Origin of the sequence: Comamonas resistens (assembly GCF_030064165.1) — a bacterium.
Lineage (GTDB): Bacteria > Pseudomonadota > Gammaproteobacteria > Burkholderiales > Burkholderiaceae_C > Comamonas > Comamonas resistens.
This window is the reverse complement of sequence record NZ_CP125947.1, coordinates 4,043,347-4,068,322: the sequence shown is the minus strand read 5'-3', so window position 1 is coordinate 4,068,322 and position 24,976 is coordinate 4,043,347. Positions and strand designations below refer to the sequence as shown.

Genomic DNA, 24,976 nt, shown 5'->3' with positions numbered 1-24,976 from the left:
AGTGCTTGTGGCGCTCTGCCCGGATGACAGGTGGTCAGCCGTGGGGTGGTGGCTGGCTGTGGTGCTGGTTCAGGTCTTGTCGCCGATCTTGAAGTTGCGCGTCAGCGGCGTGGCGCTCTGCGGGCCGAACCAGTCGCCATAGATTTTTGCGGCCTGTCCCTTGCTTTCCAGGTCCCTGAGAGTGGTGTTGACCCAGTCGGTCAGCGCCACCTCGCCCTTGGGGATGCCAACGCCTATGTAATCGTTGGAGATGGTGAAGGCAGGAACCTCCCATTTGCCGCGCTCCTTGGCGTCCTTGATGGTGGCCAGCAACCCCACCAGCTTGGGACCGTCTTGTGCCAGGGCCTGCACATTGCCGTTGCGCAGTGCGGTGAAGGCAAACGGCGTGTCGTCAAAAGCGACCAGGGTAGCCTGTGGATATTTCTCGCGCAGCACGATCTCGTTGGTTGTGCCCTTGTCCACGGCGATGCGCAGGCTGCTGAGCTGCTCGGCCGAACTGAGCTTGCCCTTGGGGGCAATGAACTGGGTGCCGGAGGAGAAATACGGCAGACTGAAGTTCACCTGCTTGGCGCGTTCATCGGTGATGGTGAAGTTGGCCAGCACCAGATCGACCTTGCCCGATACCAGCAATGGCACGCGATTGGCCGGATTGGTGGGCACCAATTGCAGTTTGACGCCCAGACGCTTGGCAAATTCCTCGGCGTAGTCGGCATCCAGTCCGACGATCTTGCGTGTCTTGGGGTCGATAAAACCGAAAGGTGGGTTGGCATCAAAGGCCGCCACGCGCAGCACGCCTGCTTTCTTGATGTCTTCCAGGCGGTCGGCCCAGGCGGAGCCGGAGGCCAGCACGGCTGCACCGGCAGCCACAACGGGGATCCACTTCTTCAGTTGCATGGTTGGAAATCTCTTTCAATGGTTGGCAAGGTGGCAGGTCAGCAAAACGGCTGGGCTGCATCCGGGAAAACCATTGTGAAAAATCTCTCTTATGAAGTGAAAGAAGAAAATCCAGCTTCGTTATTTGAAAAACGTCTTTGCAAACTGCAGATGGCTGCTGGCCGGAAATCTGAACACGTATGCTCGCGTTCATGCAATTTGTCTTTGAAGATTCAGAGGTTGCCGGGCTGCAGGTCAGCGCCGATGCTCCGCATAGGCTGACCGTGCGCTTTTCGGCTGCACGCGTGGTGGAAGAGGCGGGACGCACCGGCAGCGGTGAAGGCCGGTGGATGCGATTGCTCCTGATTTGCGAGCTGGATACGCAAATGGATAAAGGGTTGGATGTCTCTGGAAGGCTTGAAGGCGGGCAGGTTCTGCTGGATGGCCAGCGTCTGCGTTCGCTGCCGTTGCCTCATGAAATCCGTCAGCCACTGGTGCTGGAGCTGGACTTTGCCAGTGGTGCGCATTGCCGGGTGCAGGGCCGGGCACTGCAGCTCCGGCCGGTGGCAGCGCAATGCACCACCGACTCTTTTCAGTGCTGAGGAGCTTAGAACTCCAGATTGTCGATCAGGCGCGTGCCATTGCTGCCGCCCAGGCGTGCCGCGCCCAGAGCCACCAGATCGCCCTGGCTGGCATCGGTCGGTGCCAGCAGATCGCTGCGCTGGCGCACGGTCAGATAGTCAGGTTCCCAGCCCCTGGCGCGAAGATCGGCCATGGCCCGGGCTTCAAGCTCGGCCAGATTGCCGCCCTGGCGTGCAGCAGCAGCCAGTGTTTTCAGGGCCTGCGACAAGGCCATGGCCTGCACGCGCTGCTCGTCGCTGAGGTAGCCGTTGCGCGAGCTCAGAGCCAGGCCGCTGTCCGCGCGGGCGGTGCTGGCGGCAACAATGTCTATGGGCAGTGCAAACTGCTGCACCATGCGGCGAATCACCATCAGCTGCTGGTAGTCCTTTTGCCCGAAAACGGCCACGCCGCCGCCCGTGGTGGCAAACACGGCCTGGAACAGCTTCATGACCACGGTGCAGACGCCGGTGAAGAAGCCGGGACGGAAATGACCTTCCAGAATATCGGCCAGCGCCGGATCGGGCTGGACCTTGAAGGTCTGTGCTTCGGGGTAGAGATCTTTTTCCCCGGGGGCGAAGACGATGCTGCAGCCTTCGGCCTCCAGCTTGGCGCAATCGGCGTCAAACGTGCGCGGGTAGCTATCAAAATCTTCGTGCGGCAGAAACTGCAGGCGGTTCACAAAGATGCTGGCCACGGTGACGTCGGCCCTCTGGCGCGCCAGGCGTACCAGGGAGAGATGGCCTTCGTGCAGATTGCCCATGGTGGGCACAAAGGCTGGACGCTGCACGCCAGCCAGGGCGGCGCGCAGATCGGTGATGGTATGAACGACTTGCATGATCGGGATTTTCAGCTTTCCCAGGCGATTTCAGTGATGTTCCCCTGTGCATCGCACTTCACGGCCAGGATCTGGTCGTTGCCTTCGGGGTCCAGGCGGTAGTCAAGCACCACGGGTGCATCGTCATGGCTGCACCAGAGGCTGATGTTTTCCAGTTGCAGGGCGGCCACAAAGTCGCTGGCCCTGATCTTTTCCCGCCCTGCCGCGCGCGCTTGCTGAAGCAGGGTCTGCACGGTGGGCAGGCCTTGGGTGCCTTCTTCGCTGGCAGCTTCGGCCAGGTTGTCGATAAAGTCGCTTTCGGTTTGCAGATGCAGGGCCAGGGCCTCGCGTGCCTTCTGATCCAGCTGCGCCAGCGTGCCCAGGGTGCTCGCGAACGTATCGAGCAGCGCCGCATCGAGCGAGGTGGCGGGGTCGGCCCAGAGCCAGGTTTCAATGGCTTTGCCATTCAGGTCCTGCGGGACTTCCCAGATCACATCGGTGTCCTGCAGTTTGGTGGTGGACAGAAGGCCGAAGTAGGGGTGGGTGATGGTGTTCAAGAAAAATCCTTTGAGAACTTGTGCCAACAAGAATGCATCAAGGTGGTTTCCTTTGAGGCAAAGCGCTTGCTTGAGTCTGGTTGGCGTCCGTCGTGCCTTTCAGCAAGCAATGCCGTATTTTTTACCAGGCGTGCAGCGCGTTGTCGGGGAAGCTGCCGTTTTTGACGGCCTGCACATAGGCCTCCATGGCGCCCTTGACGCTGCCTGCGTCGGCCATGAAGTTGTGCACGAACTTGGCCATCTTGCCCAGATTTACCCCCAGCATGTCGTGCAGCACCAGAACCTGGCCGGCCGTGCCATTGCCCGCGCCTATGCCTATGGTGTGGCACAGCGGCAGCTCTTTGGTCAGCTGGGCAGACAGGGCTGCGGGCACCATTTCCAGCACCAGCATGCCGGCACCGGCGTCCTGCAGCTCCAGCGCGTGTTGACGCAGGGTGGCCGCGGCTTGCTCGTCCTTGCCCTGCACGCGGTAGCCGCCCAGGGCGTGGACGGTCTGGGGCGTCAGGCCCAGGTGGGCGCAGACGGGCACGCCCCGGTCCACCAGAAAGCGCACCGTAGGCGCGGTCCAGCCGCCGCCTTCGAGCTTGACCATGTGCGCACCCGCCTGCATCAGCTCGCAGGCGTTGCGCATGGCTTGCTCGGGGCTTTCGGCATAGCTGCCATAGGGCATGTCGGCAATCACCCAGGCCGTGGCCTGGGCTCGGTGCAGGCCGCGCGTGACGCTGGCCGTGTGATAGGCCATATCCTGAAGCGTCACGCCCACGGTGCTGTGCAGGCCCTGGCAGACCATGCCCAGCGAGTCGCCCACCAGAATGCATTCCACGCCAGCCGCATCTGCCACGGCGGCAAAGGTGGCGTCGTAGGCGGTCAGCATGGTGATCTTTTCACCTGCGGCGCGCATCTGTGCCAGACGTGGCAGGCTGATGGGGCGACGCTGAGGCTGGGGCGACGAGGGGGGAATGGTTCCGTAAGGGGTGCCGGTGGCGGTCATGAGGGGTCTCCTGTCTGGGTCTTCTATAGGGTCTGCTTATGCCATGCCTGGCGGCCTTTGAGGCTTTGGGCAAATTGTTCGCGAGTCTATGCGATGCTGCGCCTGCACAACAACTGCAAACAGACCATGTTCTTGGCCCAGGCTGGCACTATGCTGACCATGATTGCTGTGTCGATACCTTCTTGATTGGCCATCCATGACCATTGCCGCCACACCGACCATCGTCGAATCGCCTGCCGCCCCCGCAGTAGCCTGGCAGGGGCTGCGCAGCGTGCGGCTGCTGGATTCGCTGTCGGATCAAAAGCTGGCCGATCTGGCGACCCGTTGCCATTGGCACAGGCTGGAAGCGGGACAGGTGTTGCACGGGCCATACCTGGATCAGCGTCTCTACATGCTCAGCAGCGGATCGCTCAGCGTCAGCAGCTATGGCGTCAACGGGCGTGAGCTGATCATAGGAATGATCACGGCTGGCCGCTTCTTTGGCCCCATGGCGCCACTGGAGTGCGGCAGCCAGTTGAGCGTGGAGGTGCAGGCCGTGGAGCCCAGTCTGGTTGCCTCGCTATCAAAGGAAGAGCTGGAAGCGCTGATTGTCAGTGACGTACAGGTGGTTTGGGCTGTGATAGAGCACTTGGTGGAGCTGTCTTCCAAACTGGCCAAACGTGTGGTGAACATGGGCACCTTGTCGGTAAGAGGGCGTTTGCAGGCCCAGTTGCTGGAGCAGGCCGAGCAGGTGGGTGTGGAGGGCGATCAGGCCCTGCTGTCGCCGGCGCCACGGCAGAACGATCTGGCCCGCATGCTGGGCACCAGCCGGGAGGAGGTGGCGCGCGAGATGTCGCGCCTGACCCGCCTGGGTCTGCTGCGCCGCGAGGGGCGCAATCTGCGCATCTGTCATGTGGATGGTCTGCGTGTGCTGCTGGAAGAAACACGCTAATTTTCCACATTGCGAAATGACTTTTTGCGTGAGAAAACGCACAGACCTGGCAGCGGCCACGGGCGCATAGTTCAGTCATACCGATGTGAGGCACAGGCCTCATGACTGAAAGGATTGAAAAATGCGCTCCGTTACCCGTCTGTTTGCCGCTGTTGTCCTGACTGCCAGCGCCGCCGCTGCCATGGCTCAGGATGTTCCTCAAGCCCCTAGCGCCGCTGGCAAGAGCCGTGCCGAAGTGCTGGCCGATCTGGAGATGTTCCAGCGCGCCGGTCTGGGCTATCTGCCTGCGCCCACGGGCTATACCGATTCCGAGCACAGCGCCGAATACCGCAAGGCCTATGCCGAATACCAGCGTCTGCTGAGCAGCCCCGCCTATGCGGCTGCCGTGGCCAAGTACGACGGTGCTGCTGCTGCCCGTCTGGCTGCCAAGTAAGCGATCTCTCTTAGCTGCCCGCCAGAGGCAGTCACATTGGTGGAATGCGCGCTGAAGGTTTGACCTGCAGCGCGTTTTTTTATTGCCGCCGGGCCGCCCCAAGGCAATAAGTGGTCCCCTTGGGGGGCAGTGGCCACACGAAGTGGGCAAGCGTGGGGTTCTTTATTTGAAAGCAACTACTGACACTCGTGGATAGCAAGTTTGATAGCATCTGACGTATACCAATGCTGCGTCAGCAGGCTGTTTGACTTGAAAACTATTCTCGATTTTTCCAACCCGCACCAGCCTGAGTCCGCGCGCCTGCGTCAGGTGTTTGGCCAGCCTTTGCAATCTTGGGCGGCCCATAGCCCCGATGAGGTTGCTGCAGTGCTGGAGGCGGTGCAACAGGCTGCCGAGCAAGGCCTGTGGTGCGTGGGCTGGCTGGCTTATGAAGCGGCCAGCGCTTTTGACCCCGCTTATGCGGACGCGGTCCACCCACCTCAGCCCGGCCAGCCGCTGGCCTGGTTCGGTGCGCATCAGGCGCCTTCGGCATCGGCCCTTGTGCAGGAAAACATGGCTCCTGTGCTGACTGCGCCCGATGTGCAGTGGCACAGCCCGCTGCAGCGCGAGCAGTTCGAGACCGGTGTCGCGCGTATCCACGACGCCATTGCGGCAGGTGAATGCTATCAGATCAACTACACGGCGGCCTTGCAGGCGGTAGTCGGTGATGCGGTGCAGGCATCGGAATCCGCGCTGGCGCAGGCCTGGTTCGCCAGGCTGCAGCAGGCCCAGCCCGGCGGCTATGCGGCCTTGATTGACAGTGGGGACATGCAGGTGATGTCTGTCTCGCCCGAGTTGTTCTTCGACTGGGATGGCACGCAGATCCTGACCCGCCCCATGAAAGGCACGGCAGCGCGGGGCGCAACGCCCGAGGCGGACGCCGAGGCGGCGCAGGAGCTGCGCAGCTCTGCCAAGGAGCGGGCCGAGAACGTGATGATCGTGGACCTGCTGCGCAACGACCTCTCGCGCATTGCCGAGCCCCATAGCGTCAGGGTGCCACGGCTGTTTCAGCTGCAGGCCCTGCCGGCGGTCTGGCAGATGACCTCCGATGTGGTGGCTAGGACGCGCGAGGGTTTGCGGCTGGTCGATGTGTTTGCGGCCCTGTTCCCCTGCGGCTCGATTACCGGCGCGCCCAAACGCCAGGCCATGCGCCTGATTCGCGAGCTGGAGCCGCAGCCGCGCGGCGTGTACTGCGGTGCGCTGGGTGTGGTTCGCCCGGGGCTTGTGCCGGGGCGCATTCACGCTACATTCAATGTGCCCATACGCACCGTGGTGCAGCATGAGGGACGCTTGAGCTGCGGCATCGGCAGCGGCATCACGTCCAGCGCCACGGCACAGGGGGAATGGATGGAGTGGCAGCACAAGCAGGTTTTTGCCAGGTCGCTGACCCGAGGTGAATCGGCATGAATACAAATTTTGAAATCCTGGAAACCCTGGCGCTCAAGAGCGGGCATTGGCAGAACTGGCCGTTGCACTGGGCACGGCTGCAGATCACGGCCCAGCATTTCCGCTACCCGCTGATGCAGATGCAGCTGGAAAGCGATATGGCACGCCTGGCGCAAAGCCATGAGCGAGGCGACTGGCGGGTCAGGCTGGCATTGCAGGTCAGCGGCGCCGTCGTCATCACGGCCGAGCCTTTGCTGCCCACGCCGGAGCCGGTGCAGCTGCAGCTGGCCCGCCAGCCGCTGGCCAATGCCGTGGCTCACGGCGATGCCGTGCGCTTCAAGACCTCGGTGCGCGGGCATTACGAGATGTTCAGCCCGCGCAGCGAAGCCGTGTTCGATGTGGTGCTGCACAATGAAAACGGAGAAATCACCGAGTGCACGCGCGGCAATGTCGCCATGGAGATCGGTGGCCGCTGGGTTACACCGCCGCTGTCCTGCGGATTGCTGCCAGGCGTGGGCCGTGCGCTGGCACTATCGAAATCGCAGTTGACAGAGCAGGTGGTACATGTGGACGATGTGTCACAGGTAACGCGCTGGGCGTTCATCAACAGCTTGCGCGGCTGGCTGGAGGCAAGGCTGGTACGCTGAAGCTGCTCAAGCACAGGAGAGACGAGCATGGATGACGACGACTTTGATGCCCTGTATCTGGACCTGATGAAGGAGTTCCTGGCGGACGCCACGCCCACGCAGTGGCTGGCTGTTGCGACCACCATGAACTACGACGGCGCCAACGCGCTGCTCGACTGGATGGGCAAGCATCCGAAGCTGGAGCCTGCAGTGGCCAAGGCCCTGTACTGGTACCAGCAGCCCGGTTACTTTCAGCACTACGCAGAGGAAGCCAAGGTACCCAGCATCAACCGCGCCGGCTGGGCACGCATCCATGCATTGGCACAGCGTGTGGAAGGCGGCAAGCTGGCTGCAGCCACCATAGGCTGGGATCCGGCCAACGATCTATCCTCACCCACGGGCAATGACGCCCATCCGGGTTATGACTGGACCAGCGAGGCCGTCCAAGCCAGCGAGGCCAAGTGGCAGATTCCCGCCTTCATGTTGACTGCCGTCCCCGGCACACAGCCCGATATCTATGCCTATGTGGACGATCAGGGCTGGGAAGAAGGCATGCCACCCCATGTGCGGCAAGCGCTGGACGAGGCCATGGAAGAGGACGAGCTGGACAACGAAGACTGAGGCCTTTGCAGCCAGGGTGCGCACCGTACTGGTATTTGGGTGGTGCAAACATAGTCAAGCTTCTGCGGGTATCACTTGGTAATACCTGTTCGGAATGTTCTTGGCTTCTGGGCGGAGGGTTCGTACTATTCGCTTCACCAAAACTTCAGGAGCGAGTCATGAACAACCAAGCTGCTTTCAGCAACAAGCCATCTTCCGCGTTTGTCGGAGCTTCCTGGGCTGCATTGCTGCTGGGCGTGGTGGCTTTCATGGTGGGTTTGTGGAATGCAGGCATGCAGCTCAACGAAAAGGGCTACTATTTTGCCGTGCTGGTGCTGGGTCTGTATTCGGCCATTTCGCTGCAGAAGTCGGTGCGTGACCGTCTGGAAGGTATTCCCGTCACGAGCATCTATTACGGCATCAGCTGGGTGGCACTGCTGATTGCGGTGGGTCTGCTGGGCGTGGGGCTGTTCAATGCCACGCTGCAACTGAGCGAAAAAGGCTTTTACGCCATGGCCTTTGCGCTGGCCCTGTTTGGTGCGATTGCCGTGCAAAAGAACACTCGGGACAATCTCTCCGGCATGAACGAACCTCAGGAGCGCAAGCGTGACAAGGGTGAGCGTCCCTCGCCCACTTTGGTCAGTGCCGACGGTATCAAGCCCGAGTCTGCCCAGGAAGCTGTAGCGAACAGCCGCTGATCGCCGCCAATCTGGATTTCTCCTCCCCAACAAAGACCTGCCAGGCAAGCGGCAGGTCTTTGGCTTTTTAGCCTTGGCGATATTGCATCTGCGCCGCCATAAAGCGGGAGAACACCTGATCCAGTGCCTGAACCTGCGGGCTGTCGGCGGGCCAGGATTCGAGCTGGGCCAGAGCCACGGCCGTGGCTTCGAAGCTGGAGAGCTGGCCGCTCTGGTGGGCCTTGCGAATCACATAGCGGGAATGAGGCACTTGCTGCAGCGCCAGGCGCGGCAGACCTTGCAGTGCCGGGTTGAGAAAAAGCATTTTGCGGCTTTTGCGCCAGGTGCCGTCGATGATGACCAGGCGCAACTGCTCGGGTGGTAGCGGCCAGGGCTGGGGCGAAGGCGCTGGAGCCTGCAGGCCCAGACACGCATCCTGAGCCTCGGTGTCGGGGTAGAGCAGCAGGCTATGGCGCTGACCGGGTTGCCTGGGCCGTACCCAGTCGTCGTCAAGCCAGGTATTGAGCGTTTCGGCAGGCCATTGTTCCCCCACCAGCAACCGGCTGCGGGGCAGGCATAGGTGCAGCAGGTGTCCGGTGCCTTTGGCCTCGTGCACTTCCATGGGGTGCATGAGGATCAAGACCTCGGCCTTGTGGGGAATGGTCTGCACCAGCGCGCAGATACAGGTGGTGCTTGCGCGGTGGCAATGGGGGCAGCGTTCTCTACTCATGAATCAGGAGCTATTGGCGCTTGATCAGCAAAGGATAGAGGCCGATTTTCCTTCAGGAATGCTGTACCAGCTGGTTGCGCCCTGCACCCCAGCCTGCAATAGCCGTTGCCACGCACAGTGCGATGACCAGCCAGGCGGTGGGGACGTAGCTGCCCGTCATGCCGCGCAGCAGGCCCACCAGCAGCGGCCCCCAGGCGGCCAGTACATAGCCCCAGCCCTGAGCCATGGCCGATAGCTGGGCCGTCACCTGCATATTGCCGCTGCGCATGACGATCAGGCTCAGCGCCAGCGCAAAGGCACCCCCCTGGCCCAGACCCAGAAGCACGGCCCAACCCCACATGGGCAGGCCCAGAGGGCCCCAGAGCAGGCCCAGAAAGGCCGCCAGAATCATCATTGCCAGAATCAGAGCAAAGCCGCGCTGATCCTTGAGACGGGCGGCCAGCGGCGGCGTCAGCAGGCTGGCAATCAGCTGCATGAGGATGGAGGTTGCCACCAGATAGCCGGCCATGGCGCTGTCGATATTGCGCTCCCGCAGGATGGGGGCCAGCCAGCCCATGACGATATAGGCCAGCGCCGATTGCAGGCCCATGAAGAAAGTGACTTGCCAGGCCAGGGGCGAACGTATCAGGCTGCCTGCGTGTGCAGCTGCATCGGTGGCCATGGGGCGTGCGCGCAGTGCCTGCGGCGCCCAGATCAGCAAGGCAAAAAAAGCCAAGGCCGACCAGACGGCCAGAGCCTTGGGCCAGGCCCCGTCAAACCAGTGCATTTCCATGGGCACGGTGAAAGCGGCGGCAGAAGAGGCCCCCGCACAGACGGCCAGGGTGTACAGCCCCATCATCAGCGCAACCCGGGAGGCAAAGCTGCGCTTGATGAGGCCGGGCAGCAGCACATTGCCCATGGCAATGCCTGCCCCTGCGAGCACGGCCGAGACAAACAGCATGGGCAGGCTGCCCATGGCGCGAAGCAAGGTGCCGCCCGCGATCAGCAGCAAGGCCAGCAGCAGAATACGTTCCGCGCCAAAGCGACGGGCCAGGGCAGGCGTCGGCAAGGAAAAGAGACCAAGGCACAGAATCGGCAGCGTGGTCAGCATGCTGGCGCCGGTGGACGAAAGGCCCGTGTCGCGCATGATTTCGGGCAGCACGACGGAGAGACTGCCGAACACGGGGCGTAGATTGCAGGCGATGAGGATCAGGCTCAATGCCAGCAGCCAGGAGTGGCTGCTGGGGTTGCTTGTCTGCGCTTTTGTGGTGGGTGTTTTGTCAGGCGGGCTCATAGCCCGCCGACTGTATACCAGCACTTGCGCAAATCAGGTTCAGACAGGAGTCTTGCTTCAAGGAAGCTGCCCTCGCGCATCCGCTGCGGCGGCCCAGGTCAGTCCTGCATACGATTGCTGGTAGCGAGGCCGGGCCTGCCGGCCCAGGAAAATCCGAGTCTGCTCTTGCGCACAGCCAAAAGAAAACCCGCCAGGGTTTGCCATGACGGGTTTGCAGCAGTTGGGAACTGGAGCCGAGGGCGATGCGATTACAGGCGGCCCTTGAAGTAAGTGGCCTTGTCCATATCGGCCACATCCACGCTCAGCTGCACCATGATGCCCTCGTGCTGAGGCACGGCGCGGCGCAGCACGGCGGCCAGGCCGTCGGACATTTCCTTTTTGGCCTGCTCGCTGCGGCCGGCCATCAGTTGCAGCTGCACATGGACGAAGCCACGGTTGTCGGGGTGATTGCCGATGTAGAAGGAGGACAGGCGTGCGATGCGGGCCTTGACATCGGCTTCGTCGGTCACGGTGGGGTGGGCGCAGATCACGGCATTGAGTTCGCGCATCAGCTCGCGCTCGTTCAGGCCGGTCAGGTTTTCGGTGTATTCAATGTGCAGATGGGGCATGGCGCTCTTTCGCTAAAGACGGATGCAGGGTTTTACAGCATCTGGGTAGGTACTTTGTGGCGCAGCTCGACTTGCTGGTTCTGCTCGTTCACAAACACCAACTGGGGCTGGTGCTCGGCCACGTCTGTTTCATGAACCTGGGCAAAGGCCGCAATGATGAGCAGATCGCCCACGCTGGCGCGGCGCGCAGCGGAACCGTTGACGGAAATCATGCCGCTGCCGCGTTCGCCCTTGATGGCGTAGGTCACAAAACGCTCGCCGTTGTCGATGTTCCAGATATGGACCTGTTCGTTTTCAGCAATATTGGCGGCGTCCAACAGGTCTTCATCAATGGCGCAGGAGCCTTCGTAGTGCAGCTCGCACTGGGTGGTCTTGACGCGGTGGATTTTGGACTTCAGCAGGGTGCGGAACATGTTTGTCTCTTCGCTCTCGGAATGGAATAACTAACCTCGACACCACGGTCAGTCCGGCAGCCTTGAAGGTGACTGTCTGGCAGAGCTGGCTTGGATGAGGAAAGCGCCAAGTCTATATGGGATGCGGGTGTGACAGGGACGGATGCCCACACATTGCCTGGCAAAACCTGCAGATCAGTTAGTCCGGATGGGTGAAGAAAATGATCAAGACCTGTATTTTTATTTGGTTACAAATATTGGGGTTTTCACTAATTTGTCATGCCTGATCCGTTTAATCGGACCCGTCCTCGATTCATGAGCGCCAACAGCTACAGCAGGCTTGCAGCCCGCATGGTGTCTGGCTGAGCTGCTCTTTTTATCGAGGTCTGTCCCATACCGATATTTCGATTGAACAGCATGAAACACACATTGATCGCCCTGGCCGCCATGACTTTTGCGGCAGCGGCTTCCGCCCAGAGCTCCAACGTCACCCTGTTCGGCGTGGCAGACGCCTCGATTGCGCATATTTCCACTTCGGGCAAGAGCGTGACCGGCCTGGCCAATGGTGGCAATTCCAGCAGCCGTCTGGGCTTTCGCGGCGTGGAAGACCTGGGTGGCGGCCTGAAAGCTGGCTTCTGGCTGGAAGGCAGCATTGGCGTTGACGACGGTACGGCCTCTGGCTTCAAGTTCGACCGCCGCAGCACCATCAGCCTGCTGGGCAATTTCGGCGAGCTGCGCCTGGGCCGTGACAAGACGCCTGCCTACCAGAATCTGGAAAACTTCCACGCCTTTGGCGACACAGGCATGGGCGCCATCAACGGCCACAACCTGATCAGCGGCTCGGCTGTCGGTACCTCCGAAGGCTCCAACCCCAAGCGCAACTCCAATATGGTCAGCTATCTGCTGCCCAAGCTGGGCGGTGTCTATGGCCAGATCAGCCACAGTTTTGGCGAGCAAGCCGCCGACCACAGCCTGGCCAGCTCCACCGGCCTGCGTCTGGGCTATGCCAATGGCCCGCTGGATGTGGCCGCAGCCTATGGCGTGGCCCGTGGCGGCGTCGCCAACAGCGGCGTGGACTACAAGACCATGAATCTGGGCGCATCCTACAACTTCGGTGTGGTCACACCCATGGTGCTGGTGGCGTCGGACCGCGGCAACAACAAGCGTGTGGACCTGTACAGCGTGGGCGTGAAGGTGCCGCTGGGCGCGGGCGAGTTGCGCGCGGCCTACACCTGGTACAAGGACAAGAAGAGCGACAACGCCGACTCCGAGCGTCTGGCCCTGGGTTATGGCTACAAGCTGTCCAAGCGCACCGAGCTGTACGCAGCCGTGGCACGCATGAGCAACGATGACAAGGCGGCGCGCAAGCTGGGTTCCTCGCTGGCTCCCACGCCCAACCTGGGCAAGAGCATGACCGGTTACGAAATCGGCATGCGCCACAACTTCTGATTAGCCGGGCGTGAGCCCGCTCTCACGCCGCATGTTGTTGCAAGGTCAGGCCTCGGGTGGGGAAGCCTTTGAGTCCTTGCAAACCGACAAGCCCCACGAAAGCGGGGCTTGTCATTGAATAGGCATCGAGGCCAGCGTTGCGATCAGCTCAGATCGAGCACACAACCATCGCCAATGCTGTCGCGCCAGACGCGGATGCGGCTGGGGGGCGGCTGCAGGTCGGCGAGGGCGTTGGCAATGAACAGGCTGAGATTCTCCAGCGTAGGTTTGCCAAGACCCGGCACTTCATCGAGAAAGTGATGGTCGAGTCGGTCGCGCAATTGCTCAAGCCGTGCGCGCAGATGGCCGAGGTCGATTACCATGCCATTGTCGGGATTGCGCGGGCCAGTCACGCTGACTTCCGCCCAATAGGTGTGGCCGTGAATGCGGCGGCTGCTCTCGGTTTCGATAGCGCGCTCAAGCGTATGGGCGGCATCGAAGAAAAAACGCTGGTGAACGGTGAACTGCATATCAGTGATCGGTGACGCTGAGCATTGCCTTCGGCCTTTGAGTTGGGAACGGACCCCATGGCGGATGGCCAGCAAGGGCCGCCCCGCAGCAAAGGCCGTCGTCCCCCAGGGGGGAAGGCGCGAAGCGACTCAGGGGGGTCATCTAATTCCAGTGAGCTTGTGGGTTTGCAGACTCAGGCGCCAGCCAGGGCGCTGCATGCATTGCTCGATACAGGCCGCAATATTGCTGCTCTGCTGGGCGTTGTCCATGGGCTGCAGAAAATAATGCAGGAACTTGGTGTCGGCTTCTATGGCCGCGAGGTCGAAGCCGGGCTGAGGCCAGACCAGCTTGAGCTCCTGTCCGCTGCGTTGGATCCAGTCGGCTCCGGCCTTGGGGCTGATGCACAGCCAGTCGATTCCTTCGGGCGCGGCCACCGTGCCGTTGCTTTCCACCGAGATGCGAAAGCCGCGTGCATGCAGGGCGGCGATCAGGGCCTGATCGACCTGCAGCAAAGGCTCGCCGCCTGTCAGCACCACCATGCGGTGCTGGCTGTCACCGGCCGGCCATTGGCTCAGAATGCGCTCGGCCAGCTCATCGGCCGTGGAGAATTTGCCGCCCAATGTACCGTCGGTGCCGACAAAGTCGGTATCGCAGAATTGGCAGATGGCATTGGGCCGATCCTGCTCGCGCCCCGTCCACAGATTGCAACCTGCAAAACGGCAGAACACGGCGGGCGTGCCGGCCTGGCCGCCTTCGCCTTGCAAGGTGTAGAAAATTTCTTTGACGCTGTATGTCATCTGGAGTGGCACGCCGAGACGTGCAGAAACAAGGGCCGCCCAAGTTGCAGCCGGGCAAGCGAATGTAAGCCCTTGCTGAACCTCGGGTGAACCCTGGGGTTAACTGCGAGCTGCTTTGACGGGTGCCGGGGTCTCAGACCGGGGTATAGGCCAGGCGCACATAGATGGGGGCGTAGGCTTCGGCCTGGGTGATCTCGATCAGCGTTTCCTTGGCCAGTTCCAGCATGGCGATAAAGGTCACGACCAGCACGGTCGAACCTTTTTCGGGGTTGAAGATGCGCTCGAACTCCACAAATCGCTGGCCTTGCAGCTGCTTGAGGATCTGGCTCATGTATTCGCGCACCGACAGTTCTTCGCGCGTGATCTTGTGGCTTTGCACCAGCTTGGCGCGCTTGAGGATGTCGCGCCAGGCGGCCTGCAGTTCGCTGACCTCCACGTCGGGAAAGCGTGGCTGCAGGCTTTGCTCGATATAGACCGTGGCCTTGAGGAAATCGCGCCCGTAGGTGGGCAGCTGTCCCAACTGCTGGGCGGCCAGCTTCATCTGCTCGTATTCGAGCAGGCGGCGCACCAGCTCGGCGCGCGGATCCTCGGCTTCCTCGCCGTCTTCCTGCTTCTTGGGCGGCAGCAGCATGCGCGACTTGATCTCGATGAGCATGGCCGCCATCAGCAGGTATTCGGCGGCCAGCTCCAGATTGCGGCTGCGTACCTCGTCCACATAGGCCATGTACTGGCGCGTCACGTCCAGCATGGGGATGTCGAGGATGTTGAAGTTCTGCTTGCGGATCAGATAGAGCAGCAAGTCCAGCGGGCCTTCAAAGGCTTCGAGGAAGACTTCCAGCGCGTCGGGCGGGATGTAGAGATCCTGGGGCAGCGCAAACAGAGGCTCGCCATACAGGCGCGCCAGAGCCACCTGATCGATCACCTCGGGTGAGCTTTCAGGGGCATCCGGGCTTTGGCCCGGCAACAGGGTCTTGCTATCAGCCTCGCTCATGGATTGCTATGCAATACAGAGCTGAGAACGCTTGACAGGTAAGCGCTAAAGGCTGATTTCATTGAAAAATCAGGAGTGGTTGGTCTGGTACACGTAGGGCTGTTGCTCCACACGGCCAGCGCGCAGGTCTTCCCAGACTTCGGCGTTCACATCCTTGTCCCACAGCAGGGCACGGCCAGCGATCTGTTGCTGATCCAGCTCGGGCTTTTGCTTCTTCAGGTCATTGATGAAGTTGGTGGTGTCGGAACGGTAGTCAGGGCGGCGGAAGAAGGACATATGCGTAAAACCTCTCAGAACAGCGGATTTTAGCCCGTCGCGGGCGTCAGGCCCGCTGCGGGCTATTTCAGGTCTTTGAGACAGGTCTGTGCGAACTGCTTGCAGTCGCCCGAGGCCCGTGGCGAAACAATGATCTTCTCCAGCACGGCGGCAAATTCGGCGGCTCCGACCGGGTTCGGGTCGCCGCGCTGAAAGTCCTCGTCCACGCCCATGGTGCGGTCCAGCCAGCCTATGACCTGCACGCTGGGCTGGCGCTCCAGAGAAGCCAGCAAAGCCGGGGTGTAGGCAGCCATGGGGTGCTCTTCGATCAGACTGCCAAATGGGCCCGGGCCGCCGTAGTCCAGTTCGGGGTAGGTCTCAATCAGCGTCAGGATATGGGGCAGGACCTGCTCCAGTGCGGCGGCCTGCAGTGTCTCCAGGTGCTCGTAGACGGGATCGATGATCAGCCATTTGTCCTGCTGATCCTGGGCCGCCTGTGCGGCGCTGGTGAATTGGGAAAACAGTTGCTCAATGGTTGTGCTCACGAGGGATGGCTCCGTTTTGACAAGCGTTTGCAAAAGTGGCGCGCTTGCGCGAGTGGCTTGGTGTCAGAATCCATATTCTGTCTGGCAAGCATTGTGATTCAAGCCCATGAATATTTTTTCCCGTGTGACCAGCGCCCTGGCAGCTGTGGCCATTGGTGCACTGACCCTGGTGGGCTGCGACGAGCAGAAGATCAAGGAGCTGGAAGAAGGCCTTTCCACGGAGTTCGATGTGCGCGCCAAGTTCGGCGAACCCGAGCGCATCTGGCAGGAGGCCGATGGTTCCCACACGCTGGAGTACAACCGCCAGCCTGCAGGTGCCAAGAACTACATGATCACCATAGGCCCTGACGGCAAGATGAGTGCGCTGCGCCAGGTGCTGGCGCCTCATGTGTTCGCCAGGATCGTGCCGGGCATGGAGGAGGGCGAAGTGCGCCGCATGCTGGGCAAGCCCGCCAAGATGATGACCTACAAGCTCAAGCAGGAAACCGATTGGGACTGGAACTATATCGACCCACCCACGCGAGAGATGCAGTTCACCGTGACTTTTGATTCTTCGGGTCGGGTGCTGCGCACGCTGAACCGCGAACGCCTGCCCGACGAGCCGCGCGGCTGATCGTCCGCCAGGAGGCCGGACCTTGTTGCAAGCCCTGTCTGCGAAGGCGTAGACAGGGCTTTTTTGCATGGGGAATGGTGAAGTGGAGGGCGCTGCATTCTCAATGCGTCGCCGGATTGCTTTTGAATTGATAGCTGCCGGCGATTTCCCAGCAAGCGTTCTATGGCTGAAAAGCTTGAGGTTTTTGATGAGCGGGGCTTCGTAATTGCCCTTCAATATTTGTTGCGTTGCAGCAAATAATGCGCATATGGCATGAGTTCATCCGTAAAATTAAGGGATTTCCCGGTGTTATCCGCGCCGGCTTGCCTCCGGTCTTTATCGAGACCCTGGGCACCCATTCTGCTGTCTTACCCGACATGTCCACACCGCTATCTTCTTCTGCCAGCTCCGGTCTGGTTCGCAGCATTGACGCTGCTTCTGCGCCCGCCAGCCTGGGTTTGCGCCATGGCCGCTTCGAGGACGCCCAGGCCCTGTTCACGGGCTCGCTGTTTGTCTCCATCACCATGATGCTGTTTGCGCAGGCCGGGCTGCTCACGGGCAGCACGGCGGGCGTGGCCTTTTTGCTGCACTATGTGACGGGCCTGCCTTTTGGCGCCATCTTCTTTGTCATCAACCTGCCGTTCTACTGGTTTGCCTGGAAACGCATGGGCGCAGAGTTCACGATCAAGACCTTTGTCTCGGTTGCCATGCTGGCGCTGATGGCCGACGTGGGCCCGCGCTTCATCCATATCGACTACCTGAATCCGCTCTATGCGGCCGTGGCGGGCGGCTTGCTCATGGGCTCGGGTTGCCTGTTCCTGGCGCGCCACCATTCCAGCCTGGGCGGCGCCACCATTGTTTCGCTCTATCTGCAGGACCGCTATGGCATTCGCGCGGGCAAGGTGCAAATGATGATCGACTGCACGGTGGTGCTGCTGGCGCTGGCCATCGTGCCTTTTGATCGCGTGGCGTACTCGGTGCTTGCGGCGGTGATCATGAGCATGTTCTTGTGGATCAGCCACCGCCCCGGTCGCTATCAGGGCAACTGAGGCCTGCTATTTCCGAAAAAGCCCCGCTTCGGTGCAAACCGGGCGGGGCTTTTCTTCGCCGTGGTGCCCCAGGATGAAAACGCCGGGGCCGCGGCCACAGGTAGTGGGCAAGCGTGGGGAGCCATTTCTCATGGCTCTCGCCATCAGGCGACGCTGATGGTCTTCTGTGCGCTCAGTGTCTGGCCTTGCTCGTCCTTCCACTGCATATTCAGCTCGCCGCTTTCGCGCGCCACAAAGGTGAACTCGATATAAGGGTTCTGGGCAATCGAAATACCTGGCTCCCAGGCGAACAGCAAGGTATTGCCCAGCTTGGCTTCAAAGCGGCTGACGATGTTGCGGGGGCGGACCTTGCCCGTGGCCGGGTCGGTGCGCAGACCGCTTTCCATCACATGTTCCATCTGTGCGCGTACGCGCAGCACTTCGCCTTTCTTGGGGGTGGCATTGCTGACCCAGACACGAGGTGGTTTGTTCATTGAAATTCCTTTGGGTTCACGCATCCAGGGTGAATCTGGAAGCTGCTATGTCCGAATTAGCTGGGGGCTTGAGTCCAGCAAGCGCCGCGCAAAGGCCGCCCTGCTGCACTGGCGCTGTCCCCCAGTGGGGGAAGGCGCGAAGCGACTCAGGGGTCCTGGATTCACATGCCGCAGCCGCTGGCGGCCACCGTCGTTGCCTGCTTGGCGAGCAGTACCTTGCCGCTTTTCATGCGCGCCAGGGCGTGAACGGTCTGCGACTGGGACAGGCGTATGCGCACCGCCGCCTCGGCCGTGCCGGCCGCTGCCGTGAACTGCATGCGGCAGGTCAGCGGCGACGGGTTGAGCTCGGCCAGCACGATGATTTCCTCGCACCAGTCCTGCTCGGTGATGGGCAGCGTCACCTTGACCTTGACGGGCACGGCGCTGGGGTTGTCGGCCAGCACGGGTACATCGAGCTGCAGGCCCTCGGCCTGAGCGGGCTTGCCGCCCGTGAACTGCTCCATGAGCTTTCTGAACTCTGCAGGGTTGGGGGCCAGCGGGCCGACCAGGGCAGACTTGGCCACAGGATTGATGGCCTGGGTGGCTTGAGCGAGTACGGCCGATGGCAGCGCCAGGGCCGCAGTACCGGCCACCCAATGGCGGCGAGTGAGGTGGTGGGTTGTCGTCATGTCTTAGATAGCGAGAAAGTCGCGGAACTTGCTGTTGATCCAGGCAAAGTCTTCCTTGACCAGGTCGGCGGTGCGCACATCCATGTCGATCTGGGTCTGGTTGACCTGGCCGCTGGCATCGACCTCGTATTCGAACTTGACCGAGATTTCTTCCTGCGGGTCGCCGTTGACCATCATGTAGCAGAGGTTGTCGGGCAGCCGGGCCACGACTTCCTTGCCGGCCACGCGCTCGGCAATGTTCTGGGCCACGATCCTGCCGACGTAGTTGGCCACATGGCCGCTCTTGGGGTAGTGGCCGAACTGGGGCGAGATCGCGCCCATCAGATCGCCCACGAAATACACGCGGTCGTCGGTCCTGGCGTGGAAGAGGCGGTTGTGCATATCGGCCCAGCCCGTGGGCTTGCCGGTGGCGGCATCCTTGCCGATCAGATCGGCCTTCCAGACCATGTCGGCCGCCTGGTGGGGCGGCATGAGGATGGCATCGTCGAACTTGAAGTCGCCCGCAGCGGTCTTGATCTGCTTGTTGAAGGGGTCCACTTCCTTGACGCCGGCATTGGGTACATGGGTGATGATGTCCGCGTACAGTTCCTCGAAGGCCTGCTTGTAGCCCACGCCTATGGGGGCGATCTTGGGCTTGGGGTCGAGAATCAGGATCTTGCCGGGAATCTTGTTCTTCTTGATATGCCAGGCAATCAGACAGGCGCGCTCATAGGGCGAGGGCGGGCAGCGGTGGGGGGGAGGCGGCAGCGTCATCACCAGCGTGCCGCCCTTGAAATTCTTGACCTTGCTCTTGAGCGAGAGCATCTCCTGATTCGGAATATAGGCGTTGGGAAAGTGGGTGCGCGTGTACTCGATGGCGCGCTGGTCGTTGCCGAACCAGGCCTCGTAGTCGTTGCGAATGCCGCCCGAGAGAATCAGGAAGTCGTACTCGATCAGGCCATGGGCCGTGCGCACCAGCTTCTTGTCGCGCTCGAAGCCCGTGACTTCGGTCTGCAGCAGGGTGTAGCCGTATTGGTTGGCCGGGTGCAGCATGTCGCGATTCACGAAGTCCGTGCCAACTATGTCCACCAGCCACTTGTTGCTCATGGGGCCGGACCAGAAGGTCGGGTTGCGCTCCAGCAGCACCACATCGGAATTGGGGATCAGCTCGCGCAGATAGCGCGCTGCCGTCAGACCTCCCCAGCCGCCGCCGCAGATCACGATGCGTGGCCCCTTGCCCTTGCGCGGCAGTATGGGCGACTGGCTGCTGATGATGGCGGGCGCGGCCAGCACCGGGCCGGCAGCTGCACTCAGTGTCAGCGCAGGAGAGGTCACCAGAAAATGACGGCGTTGCATGTCTTGAGACTCCTTTGGTATGAAAGCAGGCAGGCCGCTTGGTGGTGATTCCACGGTGCAGCCTGGGATGTGGTCATGAAAACAAACGCCTGCCTGCAGGATGCCTGCGCCGAGCTTGCGGCGGCGAGGATGCAAAAAAGTGAAGAAGCCTTCTGAACCGTCACGCGGCATCAGCAACAGCGGGTGTCCGCCAAATTGTAGGATGCATTGCCGTTGGCAAGCCAAGGTATGACCCATGCGTCGCGCTGCAAGAACGCATTAAAAAAGGGAGCTGTCAGCGCTATAACTGCGTGCAAAATCAAGAAAAAACACAGCGAAAGCATTGCAGATATGGCGGGTAAAGCTCATGTTTTTGATGGCTCACACCATGTCTTTATCGCCGGTCTTTGCTGATTGAGGGAAAGGCATTCGCCACATGCTGTTGCCAGTTCTGGATATCTACACTGCCTTTGGTATGGTCGCTTTGTCGGCCTGGACCCTGCTTGGGGTGCTTTGGTTGCTGGGCCGGCGCTTCTGGGCACAGGGCGTGCCCTACGTGATGGCAGCTGCGTTCTGTTTTGGCGTTGCGTACTGGTTGTTTGCCATCCAGAAATCCTTGCCGCCTGCTTGGGCGATGACGGGAGCGCATCTGTGCATCAGTGTGGCTATCGCGCTGCTGGCGATAGGCTACCAACGCTTTCGCGGCCAGCAATGGAGTCTGACAGATGCGATCACCTTAGGCCTGCCCTTGCTGCTGCTGTTCGCAGGCATGGTGGCTGCACCGAGCGATATGTCGCTGCAGGTGCGCTTGCGCGGTGTGCTCTTCATCGGCCAGCTCCTGTGGCAGCTGCATGTGCTGCTGCGCGCGACACGCGGCAGCGCCAGTCTGGGCTGGAAGCTGGTCGTGGCGGGTTTGCTGGTGCAGATTCTGGCTCTGATGCCGTTGGTCATCTATGGCGAGCGGCAGTTCGTTCCTGCCGCCAATATGGGTATCAAGCTTTTGCTGCCCTGGATGATGAGCATGGTGATGTTTCTGAACCTGCAGATCACCGCCTATGGCTATCTGCGCATGCTTCAGGACCGCCAGCATGAGGCGGAGCGCAAGGCTGCCGGCCTGGATGGCCTGACGCAGCTGCCCAGTCGCCGGACCTTGATGGAGCATGTACCCACGGCCATGGCGCTGGCCGAGAAAGAGGGCTCGTCGCTGGGCTTGCTGGTGCTGGATATCGATCACTTCAAGAAGGTGAACGACCGCTATGGGCATGTGGCGGGGGATGCCGTCATCCAGCATGTGGCCTGGGTGCTGCGCAATCAGATTCGTGAGCAGGACTTTCCGGCCCGCTATGGCGGTGAAGAATTTGTCGTGCTGCTGCCCCAGGCCACGTCCGATATCGTGTACAGCACGGCACAACGCATTGCCCATGCCGTGCATGCGGAAGTGGTGGCACATGATGACGAACGGATCAGGGTCAGCGTGAGCCTGGGGGCCCACCTACAAAAAGTGCACGCCGGTTTGTGCTGGGAAGAGATGCTGGCTGTGGCCGATGCCGCCTTGTATGAAGCCAAGAACACGGGCCGCGATCGTGTGGTGCTGTCTGCAGCGGCTCGTGCGCAGGTGATGGCTTCGCCCAGTCCTGCTGCCGGCACCACATCGCAGCAGTGCAGGAATGGGTGACTAGCGCTCAGGTGCGTCTGCAGTACAAGGCCAGCGTCAGAATCGCGCCCAGCAAGATGCCTGCGACTGCAGGCAGGCTGGCGAACGACAAGGTGGACAGCCCCGTCAACCCCTGGCCTATGGAGCAGCCCGCAGCCAGCACGCCGCCAAAGCCCATCAGCAGGCCGCCACCGGCGCTGGCCGCCAGGCGGCCCGTGGAGTCAAAACCTTCCCAGCGCGTCGTGCGGCTGCCAAGGGCTGCGAGAAAGGCACCGGCGAGCACGCCCGTCGTCAGCGCCAGGCCGATGCCGGGCTCGCGGCCTACGGACAGTTGCAGATAGAGCAGGGTCTCGGCGATCGGGCCGATAAAGCTCAGCGAGCTGAGCCGGGCCGGCTCGAACTCATCAACGCCGATATGCGCGCTCAGCCACCAGCCAGCAGCGACCAGCAGACCTATGAGCAGGGCGCTGCCCCACTGCAGCGGGCTTTGGCGCAGGCCGGGGCGCAGCAGGGCATAAGCCAGCAGCGCCAGGGCGGGCACCAGCGCAATCAACCATGCGCTCATCTCAGGCAGATAGGCGGGCAGGGTGGAGTGAGCCAGTGTGATGGGCGCGAGCGCCTGCAGCCACAGGCGCAGCGGTGTCAGCACGCCGGTCATGGCCAGTTGTGCGCCCAGCGCCAGAAACACGATGGTCACCAGGGAGCGCAGATTGCCGCCCGCCAGCAGCACCAGAGAGCGTGCCCCGCAGGCGCGGGCCAGCACCATGCCGATGCCGAACAGCAGGCCGCCAAACAGCACGCCAGCCATGGAAAAGCTGGGCCGCGCAATGGCGGCCTGGCCCAGATCCACCAGACCCAGGGTCTGCAGCCCTTGCGAGGTCAGCAAGGCCACGGCCAGTGCAAGGGCAAAGCCCTGCAGCGCAGGTGCCTGGCCGGGCGCGACTTCCGCGTCCAGCCCCATTTGCTGGCGCAGGCCGCGCAGCAGACAGAAGCGCCCCAGCCGCGCGGCAACGCCGAAAGCCACGCCCAGCAAAAAAACAGACCACAACAACATATCAGTCGCTCAACAAAGCAGATGAAGGCAGGCGGCAAAGCCACAACAAGTGCGTGAGGCCCGCACTTTCGCTTGGGCTGGCGAGCAAGGGCCGCCCCGCAGCAAAGCCAGCGTCCCCCTCCCGCAGTGCGAAGCACGGCGAGAGAGGGGGAAGGCGCGTCAGCGCCTCAGGGGGAGCTTCAGTTATCCACCCCAGATATCCGCGCTGATTGCCTTGTACCAGGCCGCGCCATAGTCGGCCTCGGCCTTGCGGAAGGCCGCATCGCCGTTCAAGGGGCTGACGCCGCCGGAGTCGGGCACCTCGATCAGCTTGCCTTCCTGCGCCTTGTAGACGCCTGCCACGGAGATGCCGTAATCGTTGCCGATCAGGCTGTAGCAGGTGTTGGCGTAGGCCGCAGCAGGCAAAGGCTGGCCGGTGAGTTCGGCCGCAATCGCAGCCGCTGCCACCTTGCCCTGGGTGTTGGCCGCAAAGCCGGACTTGGGCATGGGCGCGGCAATCGTGGCATCGCCCAGCACATAGATGTTGCTGACCTGGGTGGACTCGAAGCTCTCGGGCTTGACGGGCACCCAGCCGCTGGCATTGGTCACGCCGGCGCGGTCGGCGATAAAGCCGGCCTTCTGGGGCGGGATGACGTTGAGCACATCGGCCTTGTGTTTGGTGCCGAACGCGGTTTCGACCTCCAGGTTCTTGGCATCCACGCGCGTGACCTTGCCGTCATCGGCCTGCTTGACCCACTCGATCATGTCGCCGTACAGCGCCTTCCAGCCCTGAATGAACAGACCCTGCTTGGAAAACGCATCCTTGTCGTCCAGCAGCAAAATCTTGGACCTGGGTTTGTGCTTCTTGAGGTAGTGCGCCACCATGGCCGCGCGCTCATAGGGGCCGGGAGGGCAGCGGAAAGGGTTGGCCGGGATGACCATGACGAACTTGCCGCCGTCGGGCATGGCTTGCAGCTGCTGTTTCAGCAACTGGGTCTGGGCTCCGGCCTTCCAGGCGTGCGGAGCGAGTTGGGCGGCTGCCTCGTCATAGCCTTCCAGTGCATTCCAGCGCATGTCGATGCCGGGCGAGAGCACCAGCTTGTCGTAGCTCAGCGCCTGGCCGTTGGACAGCAGCACGCGCCTGGAGTCGCTCAGGACTTGGTCGGCACGCGCATGGACCACGTTGACGCCGGCCTTGCGCAGGCCGTCATAGCCATGGCCTATGCTGTCCCAGCTGCGCAGCCCGGCCAGGTACAGATTGGAGAAGGGGCAGGTGTAGAAGCGCTCGGCCGGCTCGACCAGCGTGACCTGGATATGCGGCGCGAACTGGCGCAGATAGCGCGCGGCCGTGGCTCCGCCAAAGCCGCCACCGACGACGACCACATGGGCCGAGGCGGCCTTGGCCTGCACGATGGAGGGCAGGGCAAAGCTGGCCGCACCGGCGGCCGCACCGCCGAGAATTTGACGACGATTGATCTGCATTTACTGGCCCTTCTTGCTGAACCATTGGGCCAGCGCTTTGAGTTGCTCATCGTCGTAGCCCTTGGCCAGACGGGTCATGACGGTCGCGTCCTTGGCGGCGCCGGCCTTGAAGGCCTGCAGGCGCTGCAGCAGATGGGCCTCGGGCAGGCCGCGCAATGTGGGGATGCCGCCCGTGGAGCGACCGTCCGGGCCGTGGCAGTTGGCGCAGCTGGCTGCCAGCAGGGCGATGTCCTGTGTTCGCAGCGGGGCTGCCGCGGTGGCCGGGTTGGCCAGCGCTGGCAATGGCGCGGCCATGGCCAGAGTCAGCCAGAGCAGGGCGCGTGCAGGGTTGCACAAAGGTTTGGATCGCATGGGGGGCCTCCCGAGAGGCGCAGGCTGGCACGGCATCGCCGTGGGTCTGCGCGGGTGATGACAGGACTGTTGCCTGAGTACCTGCGCCCAAGGATTTTGTTATCTGTGCTGGATGCGTGAGGCACGCATGTTTTTGAACCGCTTTGGCGCAAGCAAGTGAGCCGGATTCTAGAAAGCAAAGCTGCTTTCTCAAGGTCCAATACCCCGGTGTTGTTACACGTTGTTATTGGTTATTTATTTATGCACGCCGCATGTGCTTGGCAGCGCGTGCAGCCATCGCAAT

General features: G+C 61.9%; 31 protein-coding genes. 12 read left to right on the top strand and 19 right to left on the bottom strand.

What is annotated here, in order from left to right; all coding sequences use genetic code 11:
- Nucleotides 1-69: 69 nt before the first annotated feature.
- Nucleotides 70-894 carry an ABC transporter substrate-binding protein gene (locus QMY55_RS18910; protein WP_283485683.1) on the bottom strand — a complete coding sequence of 275 codons (825 nt, stop codon included), beginning with the start codon at nt 892-894 and terminating at the stop codon, nt 70-72.
- A 191-nt stretch (nt 895-1,085) separates the two neighbouring features.
- On the opposite strand from QMY55_RS18910, the gene QMY55_RS18905 reads away from it, so the two are divergent.
- Nucleotides 1,086-1,475, top strand: a complete 390-nt coding sequence (locus QMY55_RS18905) for a hypothetical protein (RefSeq protein WP_283485682.1) — start codon at nt 1,086-1,088, stop codon at nt 1,473-1,475.
- Between the two features lie 5 nt (nt 1,476-1,480).
- Here the strand turns inward: QMY55_RS18905 and panC are convergent, their stop codons facing one another.
- From panC to panB, 3 genes are all read right to left on the bottom strand, one after another.
- Nucleotides 1,481-2,329 carry a pantoate--beta-alanine ligase gene (gene panC / locus QMY55_RS18900; protein ID WP_283485681.1) on the bottom strand — a complete coding sequence of 283 codons (849 nt, stop codon included), beginning with the start codon at nt 2,327-2,329 and terminating at the stop codon, nt 1,481-1,483.
- Nucleotides 2,330-2,340: 11 nt separating this feature from the next.
- Nucleotides 2,341-2,865, bottom strand: coding sequence for a DUF2004 domain-containing protein (locus QMY55_RS18895; protein ID WP_283485680.1), 525 nt, complete (start codon nt 2,863-2,865; stop codon nt 2,341-2,343).
- A gap of 121 nt (nt 2,866-2,986) precedes the next feature.
- Complete coding sequence (panB, locus tag QMY55_RS18890; RefSeq protein ID WP_283485679.1) at nt 2,987-3,856, bottom strand: 3-methyl-2-oxobutanoate hydroxymethyltransferase; 870 nt, start codon at nt 3,854-3,856, stop codon at nt 2,987-2,989.
- Between the two features lie 196 nt (nt 3,857-4,052).
- Between panB and QMY55_RS18885 the strand changes: the two genes are divergently transcribed.
- The 6 genes from QMY55_RS18885 (at nt 4,053) to yiaA (ending at nt 8,569) form a co-directional block, all read left to right on the top strand.
- Nucleotides 4,053-4,787: a Crp/Fnr family transcriptional regulator gene (locus tag QMY55_RS18885; RefSeq protein WP_283485678.1), complete on the top strand. Its 735-nt coding sequence runs from the start codon at nt 4,053-4,055 to the stop codon at nt 4,785-4,787.
- A gap of 121 nt (nt 4,788-4,908) precedes the next feature.
- On the top strand, nt 4,909-5,220 hold the full coding sequence (locus QMY55_RS18880; RefSeq protein WP_283485677.1) for a DUF4148 domain-containing protein: 312 nt from the start codon (nt 4,909-4,911) through the stop codon (nt 5,218-5,220).
- Between the two features lie 249 nt (nt 5,221-5,469).
- The gene (gene pabB, locus QMY55_RS18875) at nt 5,470-6,666 is read left to right on the top strand and encodes an aminodeoxychorismate synthase component I (RefSeq protein ID WP_283485676.1); all 1,197 of its coding nucleotides are present in this window, start codon (nt 5,470-5,472) and stop codon (nt 6,664-6,666) included.
- Nucleotides 6,663-7,292, top strand: coding sequence for an aminotransferase class IV (locus QMY55_RS18870; protein WP_283485675.1), 630 nt, complete (start codon nt 6,663-6,665; stop codon nt 7,290-7,292). The genes pabB and QMY55_RS18870 overlap by 4 nt, the downstream gene beginning before the upstream one ends.
- Nucleotides 7,293-7,319: 27 nt before the next feature.
- A complete protein-coding gene (locus QMY55_RS18865; RefSeq protein ID WP_283485674.1) occupies nt 7,320-7,892 on the top strand; it encodes a DUF4274 domain-containing protein in 573 nt (190 codons plus the stop codon).
- Between the two features lie 158 nt (nt 7,893-8,050).
- Complete coding sequence (yiaA, locus tag QMY55_RS18860; RefSeq protein ID WP_283485673.1) at nt 8,051-8,569, top strand: inner membrane protein YiaA; 519 nt, start codon at nt 8,051-8,053, stop codon at nt 8,567-8,569.
- Between the two features lie 67 nt (nt 8,570-8,636).
- Here the strand turns inward: yiaA and QMY55_RS18855 are convergent, their stop codons facing one another.
- The 4 genes from QMY55_RS18855 to panD all read right to left on the bottom strand — a co-directional run bounded on the left by QMY55_RS18855 (nt 8,637) and on the right by panD (nt 11,572).
- Nucleotides 8,637-9,278: a tRNA-uridine aminocarboxypropyltransferase gene (locus tag QMY55_RS18855; protein WP_283485672.1), complete on the bottom strand. Its 642-nt coding sequence runs from the start codon at nt 9,276-9,278 to the stop codon at nt 8,637-8,639.
- A 52-nt stretch (nt 9,279-9,330) separates the two neighbouring features.
- Entirely contained in the window at nt 9,331-10,551 is a 1,221-nt protein-coding gene (locus QMY55_RS18850; protein WP_283485671.1) for a CynX/NimT family MFS transporter, read from the bottom strand.
- A gap of 248 nt (nt 10,552-10,799) precedes the next feature.
- On the bottom strand, nt 10,800-11,159 hold the full coding sequence (locus tag QMY55_RS18845) for a 5-carboxymethyl-2-hydroxymuconate Delta-isomerase (protein WP_283485670.1): 360 nt from the start codon (nt 11,157-11,159) through the stop codon (nt 10,800-10,802).
- A 32-nt stretch (nt 11,160-11,191) separates the two neighbouring features.
- Nucleotides 11,192-11,572, bottom strand: a complete 381-nt coding sequence (gene panD / locus QMY55_RS18840) for an aspartate 1-decarboxylase (RefSeq protein ID WP_283485669.1) — start codon at nt 11,570-11,572, stop codon at nt 11,192-11,194.
- A gap of 396 nt (nt 11,573-11,968) precedes the next feature.
- Here panD and QMY55_RS18835 point away from each other — a divergent pair, with 396 nt between their 5' ends.
- Nucleotides 11,969-13,000: a porin gene (locus QMY55_RS18835; RefSeq protein WP_283485668.1), complete on the top strand. Its 1,032-nt coding sequence runs from the start codon at nt 11,969-11,971 to the stop codon at nt 12,998-13,000.
- Between the two features lie 143 nt (nt 13,001-13,143).
- Here QMY55_RS18835 and QMY55_RS18830 read toward each other — a convergent pair whose 3' ends face one another.
- The 5 genes from QMY55_RS18830 to QMY55_RS18810 form a co-directional block, all read right to left on the bottom strand.
- Nucleotides 13,144-13,509 carry a 6-pyruvoyl trahydropterin synthase family protein gene (locus QMY55_RS18830; protein ID WP_283485667.1) on the bottom strand — a complete coding sequence of 122 codons (366 nt, stop codon included), beginning with the start codon at nt 13,507-13,509 and terminating at the stop codon, nt 13,144-13,146.
- A 138-nt stretch (nt 13,510-13,647) separates the two neighbouring features.
- Nucleotides 13,648-14,286 carry a 7-carboxy-7-deazaguanine synthase gene (gene queE, locus QMY55_RS18825; protein ID WP_283485666.1) on the bottom strand — a complete coding sequence of 213 codons (639 nt, stop codon included), beginning with the start codon at nt 14,284-14,286 and terminating at the stop codon, nt 13,648-13,650.
- A 133-nt stretch (nt 14,287-14,419) separates the two neighbouring features.
- Entirely contained in the window at nt 14,420-15,277 is an 858-nt protein-coding gene (locus QMY55_RS18820; RefSeq protein ID WP_283485665.1) for a segregation and condensation protein A, read from the bottom strand.
- 69 nt (nt 15,278-15,346) lie between these two features.
- Complete coding sequence (locus tag QMY55_RS18815) at nt 15,347-15,553, bottom strand: DUF3460 family protein (RefSeq protein ID WP_283485664.1); 207 nt, start codon at nt 15,551-15,553, stop codon at nt 15,347-15,349.
- Between the two features lie 62 nt (nt 15,554-15,615).
- The gene (locus QMY55_RS18810; protein WP_283485663.1) at nt 15,616-16,077 is read right to left on the bottom strand and encodes a hypothetical protein; all 462 of its coding nucleotides are present in this window, start codon (nt 16,075-16,077) and stop codon (nt 15,616-15,618) included.
- A gap of 106 nt (nt 16,078-16,183) precedes the next feature.
- Between QMY55_RS18810 and QMY55_RS18805 the strand changes: the two genes are divergently transcribed.
- The gene (locus tag QMY55_RS18805; RefSeq protein ID WP_283485662.1) at nt 16,184-16,690 is read left to right on the top strand and encodes an outer membrane protein assembly factor BamE; all 507 of its coding nucleotides are present in this window, start codon (nt 16,184-16,186) and stop codon (nt 16,688-16,690) included.
- Nucleotides 16,691-17,046: 356 nt separating this feature from the next.
- Nucleotides 17,047-17,718 (top strand): YitT family protein, encoded by a 672-nt coding sequence (locus QMY55_RS18800; RefSeq protein ID WP_407650540.1) that lies wholly within the window; start codon nt 17,047-17,049, stop codon nt 17,716-17,718.
- 143 nt (nt 17,719-17,861) lie between these two features.
- On the opposite strand, the gene soxZ is transcribed toward QMY55_RS18800, so the two are convergent.
- The 3 genes from soxZ to QMY55_RS18785 form a co-directional block, all read right to left on the bottom strand.
- Nucleotides 17,862-18,191: a thiosulfate oxidation carrier complex protein SoxZ gene (gene soxZ / locus QMY55_RS18795; RefSeq protein WP_063664994.1), complete on the bottom strand. Its 330-nt coding sequence runs from the start codon at nt 18,189-18,191 to the stop codon at nt 17,862-17,864.
- Between the two features lie 161 nt (nt 18,192-18,352).
- On the bottom strand, nt 18,353-18,859 hold the full coding sequence (locus QMY55_RS18790; protein WP_283485660.1) for a thiosulfate oxidation carrier protein SoxY: 507 nt from the start codon (nt 18,857-18,859) through the stop codon (nt 18,353-18,355).
- 3 nt (nt 18,860-18,862) lie between these two features.
- Nucleotides 18,863-20,194 (bottom strand): FAD-dependent oxidoreductase, encoded by a 1,332-nt coding sequence (locus tag QMY55_RS18785; RefSeq protein ID WP_283485659.1) that lies wholly within the window; start codon nt 20,192-20,194, stop codon nt 18,863-18,865.
- A 228-nt stretch (nt 20,195-20,422) separates the two neighbouring features.
- Between QMY55_RS18785 and QMY55_RS18780 the strand changes: the two genes are divergently transcribed.
- Together QMY55_RS18780 and QMY55_RS18775 are read left to right on the top strand one after the other, a co-directional pair.
- Nucleotides 20,423-20,587, top strand: a complete 165-nt coding sequence (locus tag QMY55_RS18780; RefSeq protein ID WP_283485658.1) for a hypothetical protein — start codon at nt 20,423-20,425, stop codon at nt 20,585-20,587.
- A 22-nt stretch (nt 20,588-20,609) separates the two neighbouring features.
- Nucleotides 20,610-21,848: a GGDEF domain-containing protein gene (locus QMY55_RS18775; RefSeq protein ID WP_283485657.1), complete on the top strand. Its 1,239-nt coding sequence runs from the start codon at nt 20,610-20,612 to the stop codon at nt 21,846-21,848.
- Between the two features lie 7 nt (nt 21,849-21,855).
- On the opposite strand, the gene QMY55_RS18770 is transcribed toward QMY55_RS18775, so the two are convergent.
- The 3 genes from QMY55_RS18770 to QMY55_RS18760 all read right to left on the bottom strand — a co-directional run bounded on the left by QMY55_RS18770 (nt 21,856) and on the right by QMY55_RS18760 (nt 24,693).
- Complete coding sequence (locus QMY55_RS18770; RefSeq protein WP_283485656.1) at nt 21,856-22,881, bottom strand: YeeE/YedE family protein; 1,026 nt, start codon at nt 22,879-22,881, stop codon at nt 21,856-21,858.
- A gap of 183 nt (nt 22,882-23,064) precedes the next feature.
- Nucleotides 23,065-24,342: an NAD(P)/FAD-dependent oxidoreductase gene (locus tag QMY55_RS18765; RefSeq protein ID WP_283485655.1), complete on the bottom strand. Its 1,278-nt coding sequence runs from the start codon at nt 24,340-24,342 to the stop codon at nt 23,065-23,067.
- The gene (locus QMY55_RS18760) at nt 24,343-24,693 is read right to left on the bottom strand and encodes a c-type cytochrome (protein WP_283485654.1); all 351 of its coding nucleotides are present in this window, start codon (nt 24,691-24,693) and stop codon (nt 24,343-24,345) included.
- Between the last annotated feature and the right edge of the window lie 283 nt (nt 24,694-24,976).

Coding starts and splice junctions, on each gene's coding strand:
- QMY55_RS18910 (WP_283485683.1), bottom strand. CDS start 894: ATGCAACTGAAGAAGTGGATCCCCGTTGTGGCTGCCGGTGCAGCCGTG.
- QMY55_RS18905 (WP_283485682.1), top strand. CDS start 1,086: ATGCAATTTGTCTTTGAAGATTCAGAGGTTGCCGGGCTGCAGGTCAGC.
- panC (WP_283485681.1), bottom strand. CDS start 2,329: ATGCAAGTCGTTCATACCATCACCGATCTGCGCGCCGCCCTGGCTGGC.
- panB (WP_283485679.1), bottom strand. CDS start 3,856: ATGACCGCCACCGGCACCCCTTACGGAACCATTCCCCCCTCGTCGCCC.
- QMY55_RS18885 (WP_283485678.1), top strand. CDS start 4,053: ATGACCATTGCCGCCACACCGACCATCGTCGAATCGCCTGCCGCCCCC.
- QMY55_RS18880 (WP_283485677.1), top strand. CDS start 4,909: ATGCGCTCCGTTACCCGTCTGTTTGCCGCTGTTGTCCTGACTGCCAGC.
- QMY55_RS18870 (WP_283485675.1), top strand. CDS start 6,663: ATGAATACAAATTTTGAAATCCTGGAAACCCTGGCGCTCAAGAGCGGG.
- QMY55_RS18865 (WP_283485674.1), top strand. CDS start 7,320: ATGGATGACGACGACTTTGATGCCCTGTATCTGGACCTGATGAAGGAG.
- yiaA (WP_283485673.1), top strand. CDS start 8,051: ATGAACAACCAAGCTGCTTTCAGCAACAAGCCATCTTCCGCGTTTGTC.
- QMY55_RS18855 (WP_283485672.1), bottom strand. CDS start 9,278: ATGAGTAGAGAACGCTGCCCCCATTGCCACCGCGCAAGCACCACCTGT.
- QMY55_RS18850 (WP_283485671.1), bottom strand. CDS start 10,551: ATGAGCCCGCCTGACAAAACACCCACCACAAAAGCGCAGACAAGCAAC.
- QMY55_RS18845 (WP_283485670.1), bottom strand. CDS start 11,159: ATGCCCCATCTGCACATTGAATACACCGAAAACCTGACCGGCCTGAAC.
- panD (WP_283485669.1), bottom strand. CDS start 11,572: ATGTTCCGCACCCTGCTGAAGTCCAAAATCCACCGCGTCAAGACCACC.
- QMY55_RS18835 (WP_283485668.1), top strand. CDS start 11,969: ATGAAACACACATTGATCGCCCTGGCCGCCATGACTTTTGCGGCAGCG.
- QMY55_RS18830 (WP_283485667.1), bottom strand. CDS start 13,509: ATGCAGTTCACCGTTCACCAGCGTTTTTTCTTCGATGCCGCCCATACG.
- queE (WP_283485666.1), bottom strand. CDS start 14,286: ATGACATACAGCGTCAAAGAAATTTTCTACACCTTGCAAGGCGAAGGC.
- QMY55_RS18820 (WP_283485665.1), bottom strand. CDS start 15,277: ATGAGCGAGGCTGATAGCAAGACCCTGTTGCCGGGCCAAAGCCCGGAT.
- QMY55_RS18815 (WP_283485664.1), bottom strand. CDS start 15,553: ATGTCCTTCTTCCGCCGCCCTGACTACCGTTCCGACACCACCAACTTC.
- QMY55_RS18805 (WP_283485662.1), top strand. CDS start 16,184: ATGAATATTTTTTCCCGTGTGACCAGCGCCCTGGCAGCTGTGGCCATT.
- QMY55_RS18800 (WP_407650540.1), top strand. CDS start 17,047: ATGTCCACACCGCTATCTTCTTCTGCCAGCTCCGGTCTGGTTCGCAGC.
- soxZ (WP_063664994.1), bottom strand. CDS start 18,191: ATGAACAAACCACCTCGTGTCTGGGTCAGCAATGCCACCCCCAAGAAA.
- QMY55_RS18790 (WP_283485660.1), bottom strand. CDS start 18,859: ATGACGACAACCCACCACCTCACTCGCCGCCATTGGGTGGCCGGTACT.
- QMY55_RS18785 (WP_283485659.1), bottom strand. CDS start 20,194: ATGCAACGCCGTCATTTTCTGGTGACCTCTCCTGCGCTGACACTGAGT.
- QMY55_RS18780 (WP_283485658.1), top strand. CDS start 20,423: ATGACCCATGCGTCGCGCTGCAAGAACGCATTAAAAAAGGGAGCTGTC.
- QMY55_RS18775 (WP_283485657.1), top strand. CDS start 20,610: ATGCTGTTGCCAGTTCTGGATATCTACACTGCCTTTGGTATGGTCGCT.
- QMY55_RS18770 (WP_283485656.1), bottom strand. CDS start 22,881: ATGTTGTTGTGGTCTGTTTTTTTGCTGGGCGTGGCTTTCGGCGTTGCC.
- QMY55_RS18765 (WP_283485655.1), bottom strand. CDS start 24,342: ATGCAGATCAATCGTCGTCAAATTCTCGGCGGTGCGGCCGCCGGTGCG.
- QMY55_RS18760 (WP_283485654.1), bottom strand. CDS start 24,693: ATGCGATCCAAACCTTTGTGCAACCCTGCACGCGCCCTGCTCTGGCTG.